We start from the raw sequence: 19,687 nt of genomic DNA, 5'->3' as shown, positions 1-19,687 counted from the left end.
TCTTAAACTTCGCCTAGTTTGAATATGGTGAAATTGTCTATAGTTGCTCATACTTGAACTGTCTGATTAATTTGCTTGTTAGCATGCTTTTCCACTACTGCCTCAACTTGAGACTCTTGACTGATATCTTTTGATAGTAGTGAATAAGCTGAATAAGACGCAAAAACAAGAGGAATGATTAACTCAACAAACAACCTAATGTAGAAAGTAGGTCTGGTTCGAAAATACAAATGTCGAATATGCTCCTGAAATTTACGGTCATCACTTATACCTGATAGGAAGTCAGTTTCATGTTGAATCGCCTGCTTTTTCATATCTTCCATTTCTTTAGAAGTAAATAGGAGCTGCCAAGCGGTTAATTCTGAATATACGTAAACAAGAAAGCTAATTGAAAATAACCAATTGCGCTCGCTAATAAAAGCATTAATGCGTTTTGGTTTGATGAACTAAACTCAACACCAAAAGCTGAAATTTTTGTTGGAACTAAACCAACTTTGGTAAGTACAACTCCAATAACTGATGCTGCCATTAAATTTCGCCTAACTTTCCTCGTAGTCTCATTTAACGGTTCTCTTAATCGGTCTGAGAAATGATTATATTCACTCATACTTTCCCTTGCATGCTTAATGCGCTTGTTATGTTGCGAGTTAATCGTCTTTTTATTGCGGTAAATACTTCACATTATTTTGGCGTCTTAATTGATAAAATTCTTTAGTATTTGAGCACTCCCCATTAAATAAAATTGGTTTTTTACTACCATTAAAAGCTATAGTCCGGCTAAGCCAGCCGCCTGTAGCTTTATACCAATACGTTTTAGTAATTAACTCACCAGTATTAACATCTACTACAGTTGTAATTAACTTCATAATTTTAATCAATGTGAATTCTTGGTGTGAACGAACAGAGCTCCCTTTAACAGTTCGATCTTTAAGATCATCTACCAGAATTTCTAATTTAGGCTCTGAAAGACAAAAATACGCCATTTGAGTACCTCCGACAACTTCATCACCCACCAACAGTAAGACACAAAAACTAAATGCGAATTTATATAAACGTTTTCTAAGTTTAGGATTGTTTTCGCTAGAAAAGTCATTCGCAAAGCGATTAGCAATACTGTGTACAATAACAAATATAATAACAAGAAAAAATAAAGCTATAATTCCGATCATTAGTAATACCTCCTTGTTGATTTACCTTTAATACAATCTGCACAGCTTCAATAGCAACATAACGCCTCGTTAAGAGGCAAAAAATTGTTGGCTAAAATGTTGAGGAACGAAAACAGCCAACTGTTTTTTGTCCTTTTAAACGACTTGTTATGTACGTTTTTGCAATTTTGTAATGAACTCATCTATTCCTGTTCCTGTAGGCAATAGAATATGAGGAGATGTTTGATAAGCACGATCTGTAATACCAAGAGCATATTCAATTTTACCAAATAACGACCAACACCGCTCCAGTAAAACCTTTAGAGTTTCAGTTGTTACCTCTGGCTTTGCTGCCCTGACTCCTTGAATGGCTTTAAGGTCATTATGAGCAAGGAGTTTATTTCGATATGCCTTCAAATTTGATGATTTAAAAAGTATGCATAATTCTTCAAAATTTTCTTTTAATTCAGCGTGATTAATGTCATTAGTTAATGATATTAGGTACAAGAAAGACAAGTTCTTATCTTTTTTGCCTTTAGGATCAAATAGCTTTGCTATTTCTAAATAGAGAGCATCAACTAAGCATTTTTGATAGTTACCAAAAACGAATGAATGAAAGTTATTTAGCGTATTTACAGAATGAGTATTGTCGAACAATTCACTATAGACAGTAAAGTTCAGTGATATGTCGGACAATCTACTCTTAAATAATGCTGAAGCTTCCAAAGTACCTCCGAGTACATAACACTTATTATGTAGACCTCTCAGTAACATCAGCCTACGAATTAATTCTTAAACTAACAGAAAAACTTAAAAATTCAACTTGTTACATTAGTGATGTTTAGCTTAATTAACTAATAAGAAGGATATTACTGATACTTCATAGTAATACCCTTATGGTTAAATAAGATATTATTAAATACATTCAGTGTGTTAGAGATACTTTATTTATGTCAGGGGAATTACTGATAATGCTTAGTATTAGTTTTTATAAGTTCTTCATTAACAATAAAAGTGGGATTAGTCTTGAGCGATTTTAACTCTGATCCTGTTCTTCGCGACTCTCGCTTCATGTAATGCAGTTATTGCGGCATTCGCTTCACTTTCATTAGGCATTACTACAAAACCAAAGCCTTTTGATTTGCCAGTTGCTTGATCTAACACTAAGGTGCATTCGTTCACCTCACCGTGTTCTGAAAATAAAATGCGTATTTCTTGTTCTGTTGTCGAGCGTGAAAGGTTGCGAACTAAAAGTTTCATGGGTAACCAATAAGGTATTGAATAATGCTCTATTGTCTCAAGTTATTGCCTTTAGACCAAGTGATTCCTTGGTAATTGTGTTAAATAGGTAAGTGATAGGCGCATAGCTTGTTTAGTGGAGTTTAAGTTTATTGTATAAATGGCTGATAAAATATCAAAAGACTGCCATTAATAGTCGATAAAATTTTGATTTATTAAGGTATTTGCTTTTAAATAACGACTTTGTTTTATTTCTTTGGTTTACTATGCTTTTTTTCATTGCCATTTTTATCGGCGCTTTTTTACTTTTTCAAGTGCAACCCTTAATTGCTAAAGTTATTTTGCCTTATTTTGGTGGTGGTGCAGCAGTTTGGACGGCATGTTTACTATTCTTTCAAGCCTTTTTATTACTCGGGTATTTATACGCACATTTATTGTCAAAAATAGGTGATTTCAAAAAGCAGGCGCTCGTACATAGCGTATTAATATTGTTAAGTTTGTGTTTATTACCGATAGGCAGTTTACCCGTTGAAACCGTGGCTAAACTGGCAGAAACAGAAAACTTACCGTTAACAAACATATTATTGTTACTAGCAACTTCTATTGGACTACCTTATTTTATTTTGTCTTCAACAGGGCCAATCGCTCAACATTGGTTTAGTTTGGCAAATCACAAACAATCGCCTTATAAACTTTATTCGTTATCCAATGTGGCTTCTTTAATCGCATTATTAAGCTTCCCTTTTTTAATTGAACCATTTTTTACCAGTGCTCAGCAATCCTTGTATTGGTCAGTGATCTATTTTGTGTATGCCATCGTGATGGCGGCGTTATTAGTGCAAATTGCTCGAAATAATAATCAGCCAAAATTGAGTGGTGAATCGCGAGTTGAACGGGAAGATGACATTAGCAAGCAACATGATTTTGTGAGTATCTACACTCGATGGACACCACTATTGTGGTTAGGATTTTCAACATTAGGCGTGATATTTCTCGTGTCTACTACTAATGCGATGACACAAAATGTGCCTCCCGTGCCGTTTCTATGGGTATTGCCGCTGTGTTTGTATTTATTGAGTTTTATTATTAGTTTTCATAGTCCTAAATGGTATGTGCGTTGGTATTGGTTTGCGCTCTTTATGTTAACGGCTTTTATTGCCATTTTTATGTTTTTTATTGGCTCACAGTTTGATATTACTTCGCAAGTGGTGATTTATTCGAGCATATTATTTTCGGCTTGTATGCTTTGTCATGGTGAACTAGCTCGGCTAAAACCTGCCGTTGATAAATTAACGTTTTACTATTTAACACTAGCTTTTGGCGGTTTTTTAGGAAGTGTGTTGGTCGCTTTTGTCGCGCAAAATATTTTCACGCAATTTCTTGAATTTCCGCTCGCTATTGTCGGCTTATTCATTTTATTTTCTGTCGCGGTATATCGAGAAAATAATCGGGTTGATAAATTGTCACTTACGAGTCTCGCGCTTGCAATATTCTGTGGCCTTACATTATGGCAATTAAATAACTTATATGTGAAAACCGATGTGCATAGTGAACGGAATTTTTACGGTATTTTAAGTGTTAAAGATGTTGAAATTGACGGCAAAAAAGAACGTCGTTTAATTGATGGTACAACTTCACATGGCACGCAATCATTAATGCCTGAAACTGCCCATATTCCGATGAGTTATTATCGAGAAAATACTGGCGTTGCTATCGCAATTGAACAATTAAGTGCCATGAAAAAACAATCACAACAATCATTACATGCCGGTTTTATTGGCTTAGGAGCAGGTACATTAGCTGCGTATGGTAATGAAGGTGATAGTTATCGGTTTTATGAATTAAATCCGGCGGTGGTTGAGGCTGCTAACCAGTATTTTAGTTACTTAAAACATTCAAAAGCAGATATTGATATCGTTGTTGGCGATGGCCGAGTGTCACTAACAAAAACATTAAATGCCAATAATCGTGAAAATTTTGATCTGTTAGTGATCGATGCTTTTTCTGGCGATAGTATTCCTCAGCACTTGTTAACGGTAGAGTCGATGAAGTTATATTGGCAGCATTTAACTGCTAATGGTGTGATAGCGGTACATATTTCTAACACTCACTTAAATTTATTACCGTTAATGCAAGGGTTAGCACAGCAAAGCGATAAAGAACTGGTTTATTTTAAAACCAAAGCGCAAACAGAAAATGGCCACGATACCCAATGGGTATGGCTTACAAATAACCAAGTGTTACTTGAAAACTCGGTTACCAAAGCGTATCGCACCACAATACCAAATAATGACAAGCCGGTTGTTTGGAGTGACGACTTTAGTCACCTATTGTCAGTGTTGAAATAAAAAGCTAAACGATTTATGCCATTAAAAATAGTTGAGCAGCAACCATCACTAATAATGATGCAATGCCAAAGTCAAACACTCGCCATCGCGCTGGCGAGTTTAGTATCACTTTTAATTTAGGCGCAAAACCAACCAAGCTAGTAAACCAAATAATGGATCCTAAACAAGCGCCTAGAGCAAACAAGGTTGGATCGGGTTGCAGTGCACCAACACTGCCAAGTAAAACAACCGTATCTAGATAAACATGCGGATTTAATAAACTAATGGCTAAAGCAGCCAGTGCCGTTTTCCACCATGTTGCTTTAATCGTTGTTTTTAACTGTAGTCCTGAAGTGCCTTTGATTGCACGCGATAATGAGCCATACGCTAAATACAGTAATAAGATTATTCCTCCCCAAGTAAATAAAGGGATAAATTCTGGTAACCACTCTTGTAGCTCACTTGCTGCATATACACCGATAAGAATTAAGCTAGTATCACAAATAATACAAACCAAGCCGATAACTAAACGATTTGCTCCCGCCATACATTGACTTAATACCCAAATGTTTTGGGCTCCAATAGCAATAATTAAACTTAACCCCAGCATCATACCGGAAAAAAATGACATTATTTCAACCCTTTATTTTTATGTTTCGTTAAAAACAATCTAGTAAATCAGTAAAGAATTGCAGCTTAAAGACAAAGTTGATATAAGTAAAATGAATATAAATAATGATGTATGAAAAAAAATCATGATTGATTATCAGCTTTTGGACGCTTTAGCTGCAATTGTTAGCGAAAGAGGTTTTGAAAAAGCCGCGAAAAAGTTATTTATTACCCAATCTGCAGTCAGTCGGCGTATCCATCAGTTAGAGTCGATGCTTGGCGAGCCGGTGTTGATCCGCACCCAACCACCAAAACCTACCGCAATTGGCAAGCGGTTAATGAATCACTTACAGCAAGTTCGGCAACTTGAAGTGGCGTTAAGTATTCGCTCTTTGGCAGAAGACAATGTACAAGGCGCACCATTAACGGTGAAATTAGCGGTAAATGCTGATTCGTTAGCGACTTGGTTACCTGAAGCATTAATGTTACCCGATGAAGAAAAAATCTGTGACTTTCGTTTTGAAATAATTGCCGAAGATCAATCTATCGCGTTAAAAAGGATGAAGGCTGGTGAGGTAATGGTTTGCATTTGTTCGACTAAAGCTCCGATAAATGGTGGCTTAGCAAGCCCGTTAGGTGCTTTTCGATATAAAGTGATCGCTAGTCCTAGCTTTGTTAAACGCTATGACATTACCTCTGCTCATCAACTTACCGATTTACCTTGTTTAGTGTATGACGAACACGATCAGTTACAGCACCAGTTTTTAAAGGAATTGTATGACACTCAGCCTAAGTTTACTCATATTTGTCCATCATCAGAAGGGTTTAAACAAGCGATGATAGCAGGGTTAGGTTATGGACTTTTACCAACATTACAGCTAGGTGATTCTATTGAAAACGGGGAACTGGTTGATTTAGTACCAGGCTATTATATTGATATTCCTTTGTATTGGCATTATTGGCAAACAGAAAGTCCGCAGCTAAAGTCGCTGCGAAATTTCGCCATTACTATTGCTAAAAGTAAACTGGAAATGATTATATAAAAGCTAAAAATCCATAACGCTGATTTTCAATCATCTATTGAAGCACGGTATATCTAATCGTTAAAAAGAGTTACCAAGTGCCGGTGTTTTCCATACTTAACCAAGGCTCTTGTGGTGCTAATGCCTCGCCTTTTTGAAGTAGTTCAATCGAGACACCATCAGGTGATTTTATAAACGCCATATGACCACAACGAGGCGGGCGATTAATAATAACTCCTTGGGATTGTAACTGTTCACAAAGGGAATAAATGTTGTCTACTTCAAAAGCTAAATGACCAAAATTTCTCCCGCTGGTGTATTCTTCTGTTGATCCCCAATTATAAGTAAGTTCAATTTCATAATCACAGCCTTGTGCAGATAGAAAAACTAAGGTGAACTTTCCTTGTGGCACTTCTTTACGCCTTACTTCTTCTAAACCAAGTAGGTCGCAATAAAAATGCAATGATTTATCGAGGTCGGCAACGCGGATCATAGTGTGGAGTAATTTCATTATAAGCCTTTATTAAATTCACATCGTTTAATACGGCGATAATTAATTTTAAGCGCCGCTCTAGTTTTTTTATTATAAAGAATTTTGATACTAACGTAATCAATCTCTTGTTTGATAAAGCAATTTACGACTTGCTATTTTTATTGATAATTTGATTAGCTTATTGCCGTTCCTAATATCTTGAGTATTTTTCAATCGATTTATTATCTAGACCAAGTCTTACTAATAATGCTGTGAAACGAGGATCTTTCCTAATTGGGTTTAACCGTAAATCGTTGCGAGTAAAAACTAAACAGTTTGAACGATAATTCACCGCTAAATTTAACTGCTTAAAAGTTTCTTCGATGTTATTTATCAATAAATACGTTATAGCGGTTTCATAGGGGCATTGGTAATTGAGGCTGGCTTGCGCTTGTTGTAATAAAGGCGGTATTTTATCTACTTCTCCTGCATGACCATAAGCTTGTGCTAAGGCTAATAAAGGATAAGATGCATCTTTGTCTAACATTATCCCTTTTTTTGCAAGTTTAATGGCTCGTTGATGTTCGCCTTTTAATGAGGCAGAAACACTTGCTCCGCTATAAAGAATACCAACGTCTGGATGTAATTGAAGTTTATTATCCGCCCATTTATTAGCCGCGTTTAATTCGCCTACCATGGCTAAAGCCCAATGTCCCCAGTCGGCAATTTCAATATTGAGAGGGTCAAGCTGATCTGCTTTTTCTAACGATTCTACTACACCATTTACATCGCCGATTCCTGAATAATAAAGCGCAAACCCAAGTTGCGTTAAAGCGATGCTGTTATCTAATGTATTGGCTTGGTTCAACATGTTCCATGCATCTTGCCAGCGCCAAGCTAAAATATATGCTAAACCAAGAGATGAACGAGCTTCTGCCGAGTTTGGATTAATTTTAAGAGCCTCTGCAACGGTATCTATAACAAAGGGTAATACTTCAATTGGTTTTTCAAAATAGGCCATGATCAGGCGATAAGCATCTGCTTTGGCAATATAAGCCGCTTCAAATGTTGGGTCGAGTTTTATCGCTTGTGTAAATAATTCTATCGCTTTTTTTAACGATTGATGAGTGAGCATGTCCCGATGATTTTGCCCTGCAATATAGAACTCATAGGCTTTTAAATTTGTCGTCGGTAACTCGCCTAAGCTAGCTTTTTCTGTATCGTTTATAGCCACATTTAGCGATTTAGATAAAGCCGTAGCAATATTGGTTTGAATAGAAAAAAAAGTTGTATCATCGACTCGACTACTATAGCGATTATCCCAGATTAATTTACCAGACTTTAATTCTTCTAATTCAGGTGACACTTGAATTTGAGATGTTCCATGAATATTAATAGTTGCTGAAAGAACATAACGTACATTAGGTAATTGCTCTTGAATATATTGTCGGTTTTTATTTTGCTTAAAGGTAAATGCGGAGGAGGTTGGTACCACATGTAAACTTGCAATTTTTCTTAATTCTCGAATAACTTGTCGAGTCATTTGCTCTGCAAAAGGTTGCCATTTCTGTTGTTCTTCGCCGATAGCTTCAAAAGGAAGTACTAGTATATATGGTCGATCTTGAGCGGGTGTTTTTTCCGCGGTCAGTTGCCAGTAGCCTAAAGTGATGATTATTAAGAAAAGTACGAAAGAAATTAAGTATTTCTTTCGATTTTTTGCTAAAGAAAAGTGCCCTAGCTGAGGTTGCGTCTCTAATGCTACTAATTCTTCGTTAGTATCTGAGTTAGTAGATGTTACCTTGGCAATAAACTGATAGCCACGGCCTCGAACAGTTTTTATCATTTCCTGTTTATCGCCATCATCCCCCAAAATTTTTCGAGCACTTTTAATATGATTACTTAAGGTGGTGTCGGATACTTCTCGATCTAACCAAATATTTTCGAATAATTCATCTCTGCTCACTAGACGTTGTCTATTTTCTATCAGATAAACAAGCAGGTCGAAAACTTTAGGTTCAACGGCAATTAACTTATTAGCAGTAGAGATTTGAAATTGAGTGGTATCTATTTCAAATGTGCCTACGTAATACTTCATATTTTTCTCAAGCTTCTATTTTTATTTTAACGTTACGGTTGATGATGTAAGGGGTAAATGATTGACGAATAGTTACTTTAGTCAATCTAGCATATTAATTAGCGAAATATTAGATTAGTGAAATATTAGATAAGTATTAGCTAATCGTTATGTAAATGTTAAGTAACTAATTGCATAAAGCGCATACTAGGAAACGTTATTTTTTCGTTTACTAAGGACTTTAAAAATGCCGACACCTATTGAAATATTACTTGACCCAGTATCACTCACAATTCTCGTTATTCTTGGAGGACTTTTACTGCTTGAGTTTATTGCACCTGGTCGAAAACAGCCTAAACCTAAAGACTGGTATCCAAGGGCAATAGTGATGTTTATTCTGTATTTTTATTTATCGACCTATATGCCGATGATATGGGATAGTTATTTGAGTCAATTTCAAATTGTTAACCTAGAATCGTTAAACCCTTTTGTTAGCGCCTTTATCGCGTTATTAATTTTTGAATTTTTGGTCTATGTGTGGCATCGCGCCATGCACCAAAATAAATGGTTGTGGCGTATATTTCACCAAATGCATCATAGTGCAGAACGGGTAGATGTGCTCGGTGCATTTTACTTTAGCCCACTTGATATGATTGGTTTTACCATGTTGGGAAGTTTGAGTTTAGTGGTGGTTATTGGTGTGACGCCAGAAGCCGCAAGTTATTTTCTTTACGCGTCGATATTGTTAGCGACGTTTCAACATACAAATATTAAAACACCCCAATGGTTAGGCTATATTGTGCAACGCCCCGAAAGTCATAGTTTACACCATGGCTTGGGAATTCATCGTTACAATTATTCTGATCTTCCGATATTTGATATGTTATTTGGCACCTTTAAAAACCCAAAAACGTTTGTTGAGAATACGGGGTTTTATGATGGTGCATCGTCTCGCATCGTTGAGATGATAATGTTTAAGGATGTTTCAAGTCCGAAATAGCTAGGCTGGCTATGTTTGAATTGGTATTACACAGCTTTATTTAGCTGTAGAATAACCTGATTGAATTTAGCGCAGAGCCTTTTATTGCTACTGCGCTAAATAAGGTTAGTCGCTTATAAGCTGATTTTTTGCTTAATTAAAGCTATGGCTTTTTCTTCTATTTGCCTAATTCTTTCATGTGAAACCCCATATTTTTCAGCAAAGTATTTGTGTGTTCGCTTTTCTGAGCTTAACCATCTGTTTTCGATAATATCTTTTGTGCGAGCATCTAAGTGGTTAAGTACTTCCTTAATTTTACTTATCGCCTTTTCCTTAAATTCTTTTTGAGTAAGGGCAGCGGTAAAATGTTCAGTTTTGTCTTCAAATAATGCCTCTGTTGAATTCGCGTTTAATTCATCATCATTAGTGGTTAACGAATTAACGTAGATATCTGAGTGTGTAAAGTGACTTTCCATTTCGTCGATATCTGCTTCGTCTACCTCGAGTTGAACCGCAATTTTCTGTTTATCTTGCAGCGTTAACCATTCTGTTTTAGCTTTTAGTCGTCTTAAATTAAAAAACAGTTTTCGCTTAGCCTTTGTTGTTGTCGCTTTAACGAGCCGCCAATTGCGAATGACAAACTCTTGTATCTCGGCTTTGATGTAATGAACAGCAAAACTTGAAAGTCTGACACCAAAGTCTAAGTTAAATTTTTTAACAGATTTCATCAATCCAATAGTGCCTTCTTGCACTAAATCTTCTAGTGGCAAACCATAGCCTTTATAACTTCTAGCAATGTGCGCAACAAACCTTAAATGTGAAAGCACTATCTTTTGTGCCGCATCTAAATCACTTTTTTCTTGGTATGCTAAAAATAAAGTTTTTTCTTGCTGCTCATCAAGCAAAGGTAAGCTATTTACATAGCTTAAATAAGCGTCAAAACTACCTGCACTTTGCAATGAAATAGGTAAATGAATAGACATAATTTCACCTCCTGTCGTTATTTTTTGTCTGTTAATACATATTGAAGAAAGCGCGGGGTAAATTGTTTATTCCCCGGCATTAACCTATTTATATCGCGTTGTAATTTTTTGCCGTATTTTGATTTTGGTTTGAAATTTACTTGTGTTGTAGCATTGCTCATTTGCTTGTTAATTCGGTTATTCACCTCATGAGATTGTGATTGATAGTGAGACTGACTTTGTTTTACCGTTGAAAACGCAGAAAATGCAAAGCCTGTAATCAGCGTTATTGAGATGAATATAAATTTGATTAATGGTTTGTAGATTGAAGTCATGATATATCCTCACATTAAGCAATATAAAATATGTTCAATTTATTGTGCTTTTAAAAGCCACGTTTTATTAATCTTGATTTTATTAATGGTTAAAGGGGAAGTGTTTTTCACTGCTTCCCCTAGGTACTTTGAACGTTATTCGTCTGATAATGTTGCTGAGTCTTCCTCCTTATTATTGTCTTGTTGGGTAGTAAATTGGTTTAACGTTAAATTGGCTAACTGCTCAAATTTAGCTTTTGGCAGCGTAAACCAATATTCAATGTCATCACGTTTCACAAAATAATTATCTGAATTTTCGGCAAAGCGATAAACAAACTCGTCATCTTGATCGTTTAAAACTGTTAACGTATTGGTTGCTTGTATCGGTTCAGTAGCTAGGCCTGTTACTGACAAGCCAGTTAATTGATTGATAAAGTCTTCTATTGATGCTGTATCTAAGGATTGTTGCTCAGCAAGGCTTGAAGGCGGCGTTAATTGCCAGTCTTCGTCTACTTTAGCTAAATTTACCTGGCTATGATTAATTTTACTAATATTATCAATAGCTAACATCGATTTATCAAACCAGTTGTTCACATCGGCACTGACTTGATAAGCACTGAACTTAATAGAATAGACGTCGTTGTCAGTTATATCTCGAACATATAATTGCTTATAGCTCGGCGATTTACCTAAAAGCAGCACTTGTTCATTGCCATCTTTATCTGAAAATATAATTTGTTTTTCAAAATTATCCACCGTCAGATTAAAACGTTCATGACTACTTTTTGTACTCGTTACAGGCCAATTTACTTGTAGATTAGCCAATTCAGATGTTAAGGCGCTCAATTTGTTTTTCTGTAAAATAAGCCCAGAATAGCCGTCAAGCTGCCACTCATTATCTTTTTGAACAAAGGTAATTTCTTCATCATCCTCTATGACTTTAATTTTACTAATCAAATCAGGGGTGATGGTTAATAATGGCTTTTTCTCTGTCACATTATCCATGGTCGGATTGGCAGAAAACAATAAACCAGCAATGACGAGTTGTAAAAGCAAAAAGGCCGATAATAGGGGGATGTGCTTATTCATATTAAAATCTCCTATTGTGCTAACCACGTTAAATAATAACGTTGTTTACGTCTTTTTTGTTGGCGGTGCCACAAGGCCATGCCTGCTAACATCGCAAAAGCGATGACATAATTTGTATATTCCCAAAAGAGTTGTTCGCTATGCTCCATTGGCGGTAAAGTTCTATTAAAATTCCCGCGTGAGCGAATACTCATCAAGCCACGGTCTTCTAATGACCAATCAATACTATTGACTAATAGCTGCAAACTATTGAGATAATCATTTTGACTAGCACCGCCGGTAAATTGTAAAACTTGATCTTGTACAAAATCATTCGCACTAATTAAAATAATACGGGCACTATCTGGCGCGTGTTTAATGACACTACTGACATCAAGTGTAGACGCTTCCTTCGTGGTACTTTCTGCCCCTTCTGTCGATTGTTCGGCATTCACTTCTTCTGATTTATCTGAAGACGAAGCTAGTAGAGGGGATTCTTTCTCAGCAAAATACGAAGAAAATCTACCTTGAGCAAGTACCCCTAAAGTTTGCTTGCCTGTTTCGCCATGTGATGAATAGGTTGTTTCACCACTTTGGTTCACTTTCGGCATAATATCTAATGACGTTGATGTCCAAGCATTCGTTGAACTTGTTATAAGTGAAGTAAACGTAATGCCATTGCTTTGCTCAGCAATTTTTATTGGTGAAGCCCACGGTACAGTTAGCTGTGGTAATTCAGAGGTGATTAAATTGTCTTGATTTAATCCCTCTCGAATATCAATGAAATAAGGATAATCTATCATACGCATCTCTTGAATTTGGAAACCGCCAACATTGCGCGTAACAGGAATTGGAAATGCCGAGTTATTAGCATCCATCACCAGACTTTTTTCGATAGTTAAACCCTGGTGAGTTAACCAATCCTCAAGGCCACTTGGGTGGGAAGACATTGATAAGCCGCCACCTGTGAAATTTACAGAATAAGGGGAGGTTGCGGCGATCACGGTACCGCCTTTCATTAAAAATTGATCAACGGCAAATACTTGCTTTTCATCCAAGGATTTTGGTGAAACTAACATTAATACATCGGCTTCCCCTGAAACGGAACCGTCGGATAAGTCTTCATTTATCACATTAAGCTCTGCACCAAGCATACGCTCAAGTTGGTTAAAGTTTGCTTGTGACATGCCGTAACCACTATAAGGTGAAGTTGGCGGCGTCACCAGAGCGACGTTTTTAGTAAAACCAGTAGCGAATCGTTTTATCGCGGCATCAATGTTTTTTTCAAAGCTTGTATCAGAAAAATCATCAAGCGGTATTTGAACGAGTTTTTCTCCTGCTGATAGCGTCAAATAAAAATAAAACGCTTGGTTAGAAAATAAGCTTGTTGCCATCGGTTGAAAACCATAATCGTCAGCTATTTGTTGTGCAACTGTTCCTCCGTTTTTTTCAGGTTCGATAAATGCTATGTGTAATTTATTATCTGATTTTTCTTTAATAGCATTTAACTGTTCTTCAATGCTGGTTTTAAATTCAACCAGTTGTTCTGGTAATTTTTCAGGCGATGAAATATAGCCGGTAAACGTTAGGGTTTGTTTTACATTGTCGAACAAGTTTCCTGAGCTTTGATAGTCATGTAGAACGGTTTTAATGGCTCTAGTTATATCGTGTTCAGGGTTGCGTAAAAGCACCTCTACATCTGACTCTGCTCGGGCATTCACTTCTATTAAATCTCGAAAACCCAGCACTTTATGTTCATCCCCATATTGTACTAAGACATTAAAGTATGAGCTGACAATTGATGCTTGGTAGCGATCGGCTACTTGGAAAGGCACAGGCTTGATAGCAAATTTACTATTTGCTTCTTCTTCTAGCTCAGGGTGTTCCTGTGGGGCAATAAACTCAACTCTGACACGACCATTTGCTGCAACTTCATACTCTTCAAGTAAATCTTTTACTTGAGGAACGAGTGGGGCGAGCAGCGGGTGTGTTTTTTGACTGAAATATCCACGGATCAACATAGGTTCTTGTAATTGTGCTAAGTAACGTTCAGTGGCTTCAGAAATTGAGTACTGTTTACCTGCCGTTGTATCAAGGCGCAATTGTGGCAATTGGCTTAACCATAAATTCGCGGTTAGTAAGTTGACTACTAATAAAGCTGTGATCATTTGCCATTGTTGATGGTAACTACTTTTTCCGGTTTTTTTATCCGTGATAATTGCCCAACGTTCTTGTTCAAGAAAGTAAGTATTGAGCGCTAAAAATACTAAAGTTAACGCAATATAATAATACAAATCTCGAAGGTCTATTACGCCACGGGTGATGTCTTCAAAACGAGAACCGGTTCCTAATTGACGAAAAAATTCTGCACTTTGATGACCAAAAAAATCGGTGAAAGCTGAACTTCCTATAAAATAAAATAAGCCGCCGATAGAACAAGCGGTGATCAAACTAACAATTTGATTATCATTTCTTGCAGAAACCGCTAAGCCAATTGCGATATATGCGCTGCCAAGTAATAACACCGCTAAATAACCAGAAAAAACAGGTCCCCAGTCAAGTTCGCCTAAAAGGCTAACGGTTATGGGTAAAGGTAAGGTCATCAAAAGGGCGATGCTTAAGAGGGTTAAACATCCTAAAAATTTACCTATTACAAAATGCCATAGGGGCACTGATTGTGTGTGGACATATTCTATGGTGCCGCTTCTTCTTTCTTCACTCCAAAGTTTCATGGTTAGGGTAGAGCACAAGAATATAAGTAATAAAGGCATCCATTCAAACATAGGACGCACGTCAGCAATATTTCTTGAAAAAAAAGACTCTCCCCAGAAAAAAATAAAAAGGGTGATGGCAATGAAAGCACCAATAAAAAGGTACGCTATCGGTGAAGCAAAAAACAAAGCAATTTCTTTTCGGGCAATTCGTTTTATATTAAAATTAGCAGTTTGATTAGGCTGCATTTTCTACCCCCTTATCTGACCCTTCTTGATTGTATTCATTATTATTTATTTGATTGAAAACCGTTTCTAAATCACGTTTTTGTGGATAAATTTCAAAGAGGCTTGCGCCTGATTCAATGATGGTTTTGCTTATGTCACTGCAAATATTTTGAGCAAATTCTTGTTTTGATATTGCTATATTAAGGGTGTTTTTTCCGAAAGTTTCAACGTGCTTAACCCCTGATATTGTTGTGAGAGAGTCACAGTTTTTGTAATCAGTTTTAACGGTAATATGTTGGCTGTGCTGTAAGGCGGCTAATTTTTCATTGAGCACTAAACGGCCTGATTTAAGGATTAGAACACGATCACATAAGGCATTCACTTCTTGCATGATATGAGTAGATAAAATTACCGTCGCATCTTTAGCTATTTCCTTGATGAGAGTTCGCATATGCTGAGTTTGCTCTGGATCTAATCCATTTGTTGGCTCATCTAAGATTAATAATTTTGGACGACCTAAAATAGCTTGTGCAACCCCTACGCGTTGCTTATAACCACGCGATAAAGTTTCAATGGGTGCAAGCAGTTTTGCAGATAAATCAGTCGCTTGGATAGCTCTTTTAATTTCAGCAACTTTCTTATTAGCCTTCATTCCTTTTAAATCAGCGGCATAATCTAGGTATTCTGCAACGGTCATTTCAGGATAAACAGGTAAATTTTCCGGTAGATATCCTAACTGTTTTTGCAATAATTTTGTTTGCGATTTTAACGACAATTCATTGAGCGAAACTTCGCCAGTATCAGCTTCTAAATAACCACTGATCATTTTCATGATCGTGGTTTTACCTGCTCCGTTATGGCCAAGCAAACCGATGATTTCGCCTTTTTTGATAGAAAAACTCACATTATCTACAGCGACAAAACTGCCATAGCTGCGAGTTAAGTTACTCACATTAAGCATAGTATTCTCCAAGGATTACAGATTAATAGTTTTATGAATATAAAATGTCAGAAGTCGAGGTAAATGTGCTTTATTAAGAGCGTTTTTAAATATCGAAAGATACATTGTTTAAGTCTCCAAAGTTGCAGGGGAAATTCCCAGAAAACATGTACGAAACGAGTCGGTTTTTTTGATATGGTCTAAATATAAAACTTCAAGTTTGAAAGTTGATTTTTTAATAAACTCCTTATGAAATTTATTTTATCTAACAATCAATAGATTAGTATGAAGGTAGGGGGCAATAAAGTGCCCCCTCTTGCTAAGCCACTTTTTCTGTTTTAGCGATTTTGGTTTCTTCCTCAGTTTTATGCTCTATAGCATTTGGCTGTTGATTAATTGCAATTTTTTTAGGTTTCATCGCTTCGGGTATCTCCTTAACAAGGTCAATTGTTAATAGTCCATTGGTAAGTTCAGCATTTGTTATTTCAACATAATCTGCAAGATTGAATTTACGTTCAAATGTTCTATTTGCGATCCCGTTATAAAGATACTTGGGTTTTTCTTTGGTATTTTTATCACCTTTTACTGTTAACACGCCTTTTTCAACTTGAATGTCGAGTTCATCTTGGGAAAATCCTGCAACAGCTAAAGTAATAGCGTATCGGTTATCTTCTATCATTTCGATGTCATAAGGGGGGTAACCGCTTACTGATGCGTCAGAAGTTAATGCATTATCTAGCATAGAAGCAAAACGATCAAAACCAACACTATTGCGGTATAAAGGGGTTAAATCAACTGAATTCATCATATATCCTCCATTGGAAGCAACATAAAATTTAAACAATTTGATGTGGTTAAATCTCTTTAAAAGACAAGATAACCACGATAATTTATTTAGGGATTGGTAAATGAAATTCAAGCAATTTTTTTAGTTTAGATTTAAATAAAAAACAAAACTATTATGCGATTTTTTGTATAAAGAAGTAGATATATCATTCTGGATAAACTGAAATTAATTTTATGAGGCATGGAGATTTACTGGCATTTTCATACTCATAACAACTGTCAGGTTTATTTACACTTTAGATATTTGCGAAAAATCGGCTTTAAGTAAGCAGTTGAATAGTGGTTTTATTTCTGTTGTGGTATGGCCTATGCTTGATTTTCAATGAAATAATCAAGAGGATTTATCATGAACCATTCATTGAGAAAAACCACTGCTATTTTCATTTTACTTTGTAGCCAATTCATTGCATCTCATGTATACGCCACATTAATACTCAATACAGATAATTTACTAATTGGCGCTGACAACGTGACAGTTGATGGTAGTTTGTACAACGTGCGGTTTTCGGATTTAACTGCTCGACAACTCTTCGAACAACCTGGCGGGGGATATGACTTTGGCCCCGTTAATGATGTAAATAAAGCTTTTTTTACGGCGGCACTTTTAGACCAAGTGTTGTTGGACGATTACGATACCATGCCTGAACTAACGTTTGGTTGCGAAGATACTGACAATGATCAATGTTGGATTTTTACCGCTTTTCGAACGCATACATCGGGTAATATTGGAGCACATGTTGCGGTTAATTACGCAGATTCATCACCTGATGCATTTTCTGCAGGAGTCCCTTTCCCTGATGATCATTTTGATTTTATCCCAGTAGATCATTATCAACCTAATACACCTAATCCGCAGCGGCAAGTATGGGCTGTATGGACTCAAGTAAATCAACATACAGTTCCTAGTCCAAATAGTGTGTGGTTATTATTAACTGGGATGGTAATTTTGATGTTCAAACGTTATAGCAGTGCTACTTTAAAGCAGTGAGATGCAAAGTTGTCAGATAAAAAACAGTGAGATAAAAAGCAGTGAAGAAAGACAATTTAATCGACGGATATCTTTTTGAACTTTGTACCTAAAAGAGAGTAAATCTGCAATATATGTAAAGCTACTCTATTTTACTTTTATCTCATATTTGTTTTACTTTGAACTTACATAAGTACCACATAGAGCATAAGTACATTATCAAGCATAAGTGCAACATCAAAGCATGTTTTGTGTTTAAGTACTTTTATCTTTATTCATATAAATCACCTTTGACGAGAGCAATACCTTCACTATTTTTCATTATTGGATGGCTTGGTTTTTAGCTGAAATTTTTATGGTAATATTGAAGGTTGAGAGTGCTCCTAAGGTATTGAATAAATTAAAATAATTAAAAATAACATGTAACGTTGAAAACTCACATAACTTCCTTCTGATACTTTATGAAAATTAATAAACGTAAATTGTTGAACCTATTTCCACAAGCTTATTGGTTCAAGCATAAAGCCTAGTTAAATATTTATCATCGTTTGATATAACATTAATAAAAGTTAACCTTCCAAACATTTGATATTTTTCAGATATCAATATTTTCTGGATTCTATTACAACCATAATAATATCGTTGTATACAGTTTTTTGACTGCTCCCACTTAAGGTAGTTATTTATACATTGTTGAGCATCAGGTGTAGATAACTCCCACTCTCTCATATCTACCACTCTAACCCATTGATGTCTCGCATCTAATTGATATTGATTTATCGTTGCTTTGAGGTCTTTAACAAAATTTTGGGCTTGTTCTAAATTCCAAGCACCACTTATTTTACAGATAAGCTTATTTCCTTTTACTTCAAGGTGATGTTTACCATGCGCAGAAAATTCATGTTTAACTAACATTACGTCTCTCCTAATTTTGATAAGGGGCAAGAAGCCCCAATTTAGTCCTATCTTGCTACAAAACCACCATTGACAAATAAGGTTTGTCCGGTTGTCCACTGAGCGCTTTCACAAGCAATAAACTCAATCATTGGAACGATATCTTCAATTCGACCTAATCTATTTTCAACACTTGCTGAGCTAAGGTACGCCACGGCTTCATCATTTTCTTCTCCGTGGAAAAAGGGCGTATCAACAGGGCCAGGGCAAATAGTATTCACAGTTACTCCTCGTGAGCCAATCTCTTTCGCTAAAGCTTTTGTAAAATCTTCCAAAGGAGCTTTTGAACCGGCATATAAGGCGTAATAACCGGTAAACGCGCCTAATAAAGAAGTGCCCATATTAATAATGCGGCCATTATCTTCAATGTGGTTTGCTGCTTCTTTCATCACTAAAAATGCGGCTTTACAATTAATATTGAATAATTGGTCGAAGTCATTTTCTGTATAATCTACAAATGGTCGTTTGATCACTTTACCTGCGTTATTAATCACAATATCAATCTTGCCAAATACCGCTTTAGCTTTTGTGAATAATTCAGTTACTGCTACTTGTGTTGTTAAATCGGCTTTAACAATCAATGCTTTACTCCCTGTATTTTCAACAAGTTTTGCCGTATTTTCAGCCGCTGTTTTTGAACTTCCGCTGTTATAATGTACTACGATATTACAGCCTTGTTTTGCTAACGCGATAGCAAAGGCACTGCCCATATTTTTAGATGCACCAGTTATTATGGCTACTTTGTTTTGTAAATTTAAATTCATGATTAAACTCCTTGGTGGTTGTTTTCAAATACACTATAGTTAGATGCATAAGAGTTGGGTATT

General features: G+C 36.1%; 20 protein-coding genes. 4 read left to right on the top strand and 16 right to left on the bottom strand.

Annotated elements, in window-relative coordinates; all coding sequences use genetic code 11:
• Window positions 1-47: 47 nt before the first annotated feature.
• From Q4493_RS10780 to Q4493_RS10760, 5 genes are all read right to left on the bottom strand, one after another.
• Window positions 48-314 carry a hypothetical protein gene (locus tag Q4493_RS10780; protein WP_303452428.1) on the bottom strand — a complete coding sequence of 89 codons (267 nt, stop codon included), beginning with the start codon at window positions 312-314 and terminating at the stop codon, window positions 48-50.
• 41 nt (window positions 315-355) lie between these two features.
• Entirely contained in the window at window positions 356-529 is a 174-nt protein-coding gene (locus Q4493_RS10775; protein WP_303452426.1) for a hypothetical protein, read from the bottom strand.
• Window positions 530-659: 130 nt separating this feature from the next.
• Window positions 660-1,169, bottom strand: coding sequence for a hypothetical protein (locus Q4493_RS10770; protein ID WP_303452424.1), 510 nt, complete (start codon window positions 1,167-1,169; stop codon window positions 660-662).
• A gap of 147 nt (window positions 1,170-1,316) precedes the next feature.
• Window positions 1,317-1,874, bottom strand: a complete 558-nt coding sequence (locus Q4493_RS10765) for a hypothetical protein (protein WP_303452422.1) — start codon at window positions 1,872-1,874, stop codon at window positions 1,317-1,319.
• Between the two features lie 294 nt (window positions 1,875-2,168).
• Window positions 2,169-2,408, bottom strand: a complete 240-nt coding sequence (locus Q4493_RS10760; protein WP_303452420.1) for an RNA-binding protein — start codon at window positions 2,406-2,408, stop codon at window positions 2,169-2,171.
• 245 nt (window positions 2,409-2,653) lie between these two features.
• Between Q4493_RS10760 and Q4493_RS10755 the strand changes: the two genes are divergently transcribed.
• Complete coding sequence (locus tag Q4493_RS10755) at window positions 2,654-4,735, top strand: fused MFS/spermidine synthase (RefSeq protein WP_303452418.1); 2,082 nt, start codon at window positions 2,654-2,656, stop codon at window positions 4,733-4,735.
• Between the two features lie 13 nt (window positions 4,736-4,748).
• Here the strand turns inward: Q4493_RS10755 and Q4493_RS10750 are convergent, their stop codons facing one another.
• Window positions 4,749-5,345, bottom strand: coding sequence for a LysE/ArgO family amino acid transporter (locus Q4493_RS10750; protein WP_303452416.1), 597 nt, complete (start codon window positions 5,343-5,345; stop codon window positions 4,749-4,751).
• Between the two features lie 124 nt (window positions 5,346-5,469).
• Here Q4493_RS10750 and Q4493_RS10745 point away from each other — a divergent pair, with 124 nt between their 5' ends.
• A complete protein-coding gene (locus Q4493_RS10745) occupies window positions 5,470-6,366 on the top strand; it encodes a LysR family transcriptional regulator ArgP (RefSeq protein ID WP_303452414.1) in 897 nt (298 codons plus the stop codon).
• A 70-nt stretch (window positions 6,367-6,436) separates the two neighbouring features.
• On the opposite strand, the gene gloA is transcribed toward Q4493_RS10745, so the two are convergent.
• The gene (gene gloA / locus Q4493_RS10740) at window positions 6,437-6,856 is read right to left on the bottom strand and encodes a lactoylglutathione lyase (protein ID WP_303452412.1); all 420 of its coding nucleotides are present in this window, start codon (window positions 6,854-6,856) and stop codon (window positions 6,437-6,439) included.
• 172 nt (window positions 6,857-7,028) lie between these two features.
• The gene (locus tag Q4493_RS10735; protein WP_303452410.1) at window positions 7,029-8,912 is read right to left on the bottom strand and encodes a winged helix-turn-helix domain-containing protein; all 1,884 of its coding nucleotides are present in this window, start codon (window positions 8,910-8,912) and stop codon (window positions 7,029-7,031) included.
• 226 nt (window positions 8,913-9,138) lie between these two features.
• Here Q4493_RS10735 and Q4493_RS10730 point away from each other — a divergent pair, with 226 nt between their 5' ends.
• Window positions 9,139-9,891 (top strand): sterol desaturase family protein, encoded by a 753-nt coding sequence (locus tag Q4493_RS10730; RefSeq protein WP_303452408.1) that lies wholly within the window; start codon window positions 9,139-9,141, stop codon window positions 9,889-9,891.
• A 113-nt stretch (window positions 9,892-10,004) separates the two neighbouring features.
• Here the strand turns inward: Q4493_RS10730 and Q4493_RS10725 are convergent, their stop codons facing one another.
• The 6 genes from Q4493_RS10725 to Q4493_RS10700 all read right to left on the bottom strand — a co-directional run bounded on the left by Q4493_RS10725 (window position 10,005) and on the right by Q4493_RS10700 (window position 16,898).
• Complete coding sequence (locus tag Q4493_RS10725) at window positions 10,005-10,853, bottom strand: RNA polymerase factor sigma-32 (protein WP_303452407.1); 849 nt, start codon at window positions 10,851-10,853, stop codon at window positions 10,005-10,007.
• A 17-nt stretch (window positions 10,854-10,870) separates the two neighbouring features.
• Window positions 10,871-11,167 (bottom strand): hypothetical protein, encoded by a 297-nt coding sequence (locus Q4493_RS10720; protein ID WP_303452406.1) that lies wholly within the window; start codon window positions 11,165-11,167, stop codon window positions 10,871-10,873.
• Window positions 11,168-11,302: 135 nt separating this feature from the next.
• Complete coding sequence (locus Q4493_RS10715; protein WP_303452405.1) at window positions 11,303-12,235, bottom strand: DUF4340 domain-containing protein; 933 nt, start codon at window positions 12,233-12,235, stop codon at window positions 11,303-11,305.
• A gap of 11 nt (window positions 12,236-12,246) precedes the next feature.
• Complete coding sequence (locus tag Q4493_RS10710; RefSeq protein WP_303452404.1) at window positions 12,247-15,174, bottom strand: Gldg family protein; 2,928 nt, start codon at window positions 15,172-15,174, stop codon at window positions 12,247-12,249.
• Window positions 15,164-16,114, bottom strand: coding sequence for an ABC transporter ATP-binding protein (locus Q4493_RS10705; protein WP_303452403.1), 951 nt, complete (start codon window positions 16,112-16,114; stop codon window positions 15,164-15,166). Before Q4493_RS10705 ends, Q4493_RS10710 begins: the two co-directional genes overlap by 11 nt.
• 298 nt (window positions 16,115-16,412) lie before the next feature.
• Window positions 16,413-16,898 (bottom strand): Hsp20 family protein, encoded by a 486-nt coding sequence (locus Q4493_RS10700; protein WP_303452693.1) that lies wholly within the window; start codon window positions 16,896-16,898, stop codon window positions 16,413-16,415.
• A 387-nt stretch (window positions 16,899-17,285) separates the two neighbouring features.
• On the opposite strand from Q4493_RS10700, the gene Q4493_RS10695 reads away from it, so the two are divergent.
• Window positions 17,286-17,927 carry a hypothetical protein gene (locus Q4493_RS10695; RefSeq protein WP_303452402.1) on the top strand — a complete coding sequence of 214 codons (642 nt, stop codon included), beginning with the start codon at window positions 17,286-17,288 and terminating at the stop codon, window positions 17,925-17,927.
• A 492-nt stretch (window positions 17,928-18,419) separates the two neighbouring features.
• Here the strand turns inward: Q4493_RS10695 and Q4493_RS10690 are convergent, their stop codons facing one another.
• Together Q4493_RS10690 and Q4493_RS10685 are read right to left on the bottom strand one after the other, a co-directional pair.
• The gene (locus Q4493_RS10690; RefSeq protein WP_303452401.1) at window positions 18,420-18,821 is read right to left on the bottom strand and encodes a hypothetical protein; all 402 of its coding nucleotides are present in this window, start codon (window positions 18,819-18,821) and stop codon (window positions 18,420-18,422) included.
• Window positions 18,822-18,868: 47 nt separating this feature from the next.
• Window positions 18,869-19,624, bottom strand: a complete 756-nt coding sequence (locus Q4493_RS10685) for an SDR family oxidoreductase (RefSeq protein ID WP_303452399.1) — start codon at window positions 19,622-19,624, stop codon at window positions 18,869-18,871.
• Between the last annotated feature and the right edge of the window lie 63 nt (window positions 19,625-19,687).

This window comes from Colwellia sp. 1_MG-2023 (assembly GCF_030546755.1).
Taxonomy (GTDB): Bacteria; Pseudomonadota; Gammaproteobacteria; order Enterobacterales; family Alteromonadaceae; genus Thalassotalea_H.
Note: the sequence above shows the minus strand (reverse complement) of the source record. Positions and strands in the feature narration are given on the sequence as shown.

Bases quoted from the DNA above. Each gene is read 5' to 3' on its own strand.
- Q4493_RS10780 (WP_303452428.1), bottom strand. From the start codon at position 314: ATGAAAAAGCAGGCGATTCAACATGAAACTGACTTCCTATCAGGTATA.
- Q4493_RS10775 (WP_303452426.1), bottom strand. From the start codon at position 529: ATGGCAGCATCAGTTATTGGAGTTGTACTTACCAAAGTTGGTTTAGTT.
- Q4493_RS10770 (WP_303452424.1), bottom strand. From the start codon at position 1,169: ATGATCGGAATTATAGCTTTATTTTTTCTTGTTATTATATTTGTTATT.
- Q4493_RS10760 (WP_303452420.1), bottom strand. From the start codon at position 2,408: ATGAAACTTTTAGTTCGCAACCTTTCACGCTCGACAACAGAACAAGAA.
- Q4493_RS10755 (WP_303452418.1), top strand. From the start codon at position 2,654: ATGCTTTTTTTCATTGCCATTTTTATCGGCGCTTTTTTACTTTTTCAA.
- Q4493_RS10750 (WP_303452416.1), bottom strand. From the start codon at position 5,345: ATGTCATTTTTTTCCGGTATGATGCTGGGGTTAAGTTTAATTATTGCT.
- Q4493_RS10745 (WP_303452414.1), top strand. From the start codon at position 5,470: ATGATTGATTATCAGCTTTTGGACGCTTTAGCTGCAATTGTTAGCGAA.
- gloA (WP_303452412.1), bottom strand. From the start codon at position 6,856: ATGAAATTACTCCACACTATGATCCGCGTTGCCGACCTCGATAAATCA.
- Q4493_RS10735 (WP_303452410.1), bottom strand. From the start codon at position 8,912: ATGAAGTATTACGTAGGCACATTTGAAATAGATACCACTCAATTTCAA.
- Q4493_RS10730 (WP_303452408.1), top strand. From the start codon at position 9,139: ATGCCGACACCTATTGAAATATTACTTGACCCAGTATCACTCACAATT.
- Q4493_RS10725 (WP_303452407.1), bottom strand. From the start codon at position 10,853: ATGTCTATTCATTTACCTATTTCATTGCAAAGTGCAGGTAGTTTTGAC.
- Q4493_RS10720 (WP_303452406.1), bottom strand. From the start codon at position 11,167: ATGACTTCAATCTACAAACCATTAATCAAATTTATATTCATCTCAATA.
- Q4493_RS10715 (WP_303452405.1), bottom strand. From the start codon at position 12,235: ATGAATAAGCACATCCCCCTATTATCGGCCTTTTTGCTTTTACAACTC.
- Q4493_RS10710 (WP_303452404.1), bottom strand. From the start codon at position 15,174: ATGCAGCCTAATCAAACTGCTAATTTTAATATAAAACGAATTGCCCGA.
- Q4493_RS10705 (WP_303452403.1), bottom strand. From the start codon at position 16,114: ATGCTTAATGTGAGTAACTTAACTCGCAGCTATGGCAGTTTTGTCGCT.
- Q4493_RS10700 (WP_303452693.1), bottom strand. From the start codon at position 16,898: ATGAATTCAGTTGATTTAACCCCTTTATACCGCAATAGTGTTGGTTTT.
- Q4493_RS10695 (WP_303452402.1), top strand. From the start codon at position 17,286: ATGAACCATTCATTGAGAAAAACCACTGCTATTTTCATTTTACTTTGT.
- Q4493_RS10690 (WP_303452401.1), bottom strand. From the start codon at position 18,821: ATGTTAGTTAAACATGAATTTTCTGCGCATGGTAAACATCACCTTGAA.
- Q4493_RS10685 (WP_303452399.1), bottom strand. From the start codon at position 19,624: ATGAATTTAAATTTACAAAACAAAGTAGCCATAATAACTGGTGCATCT.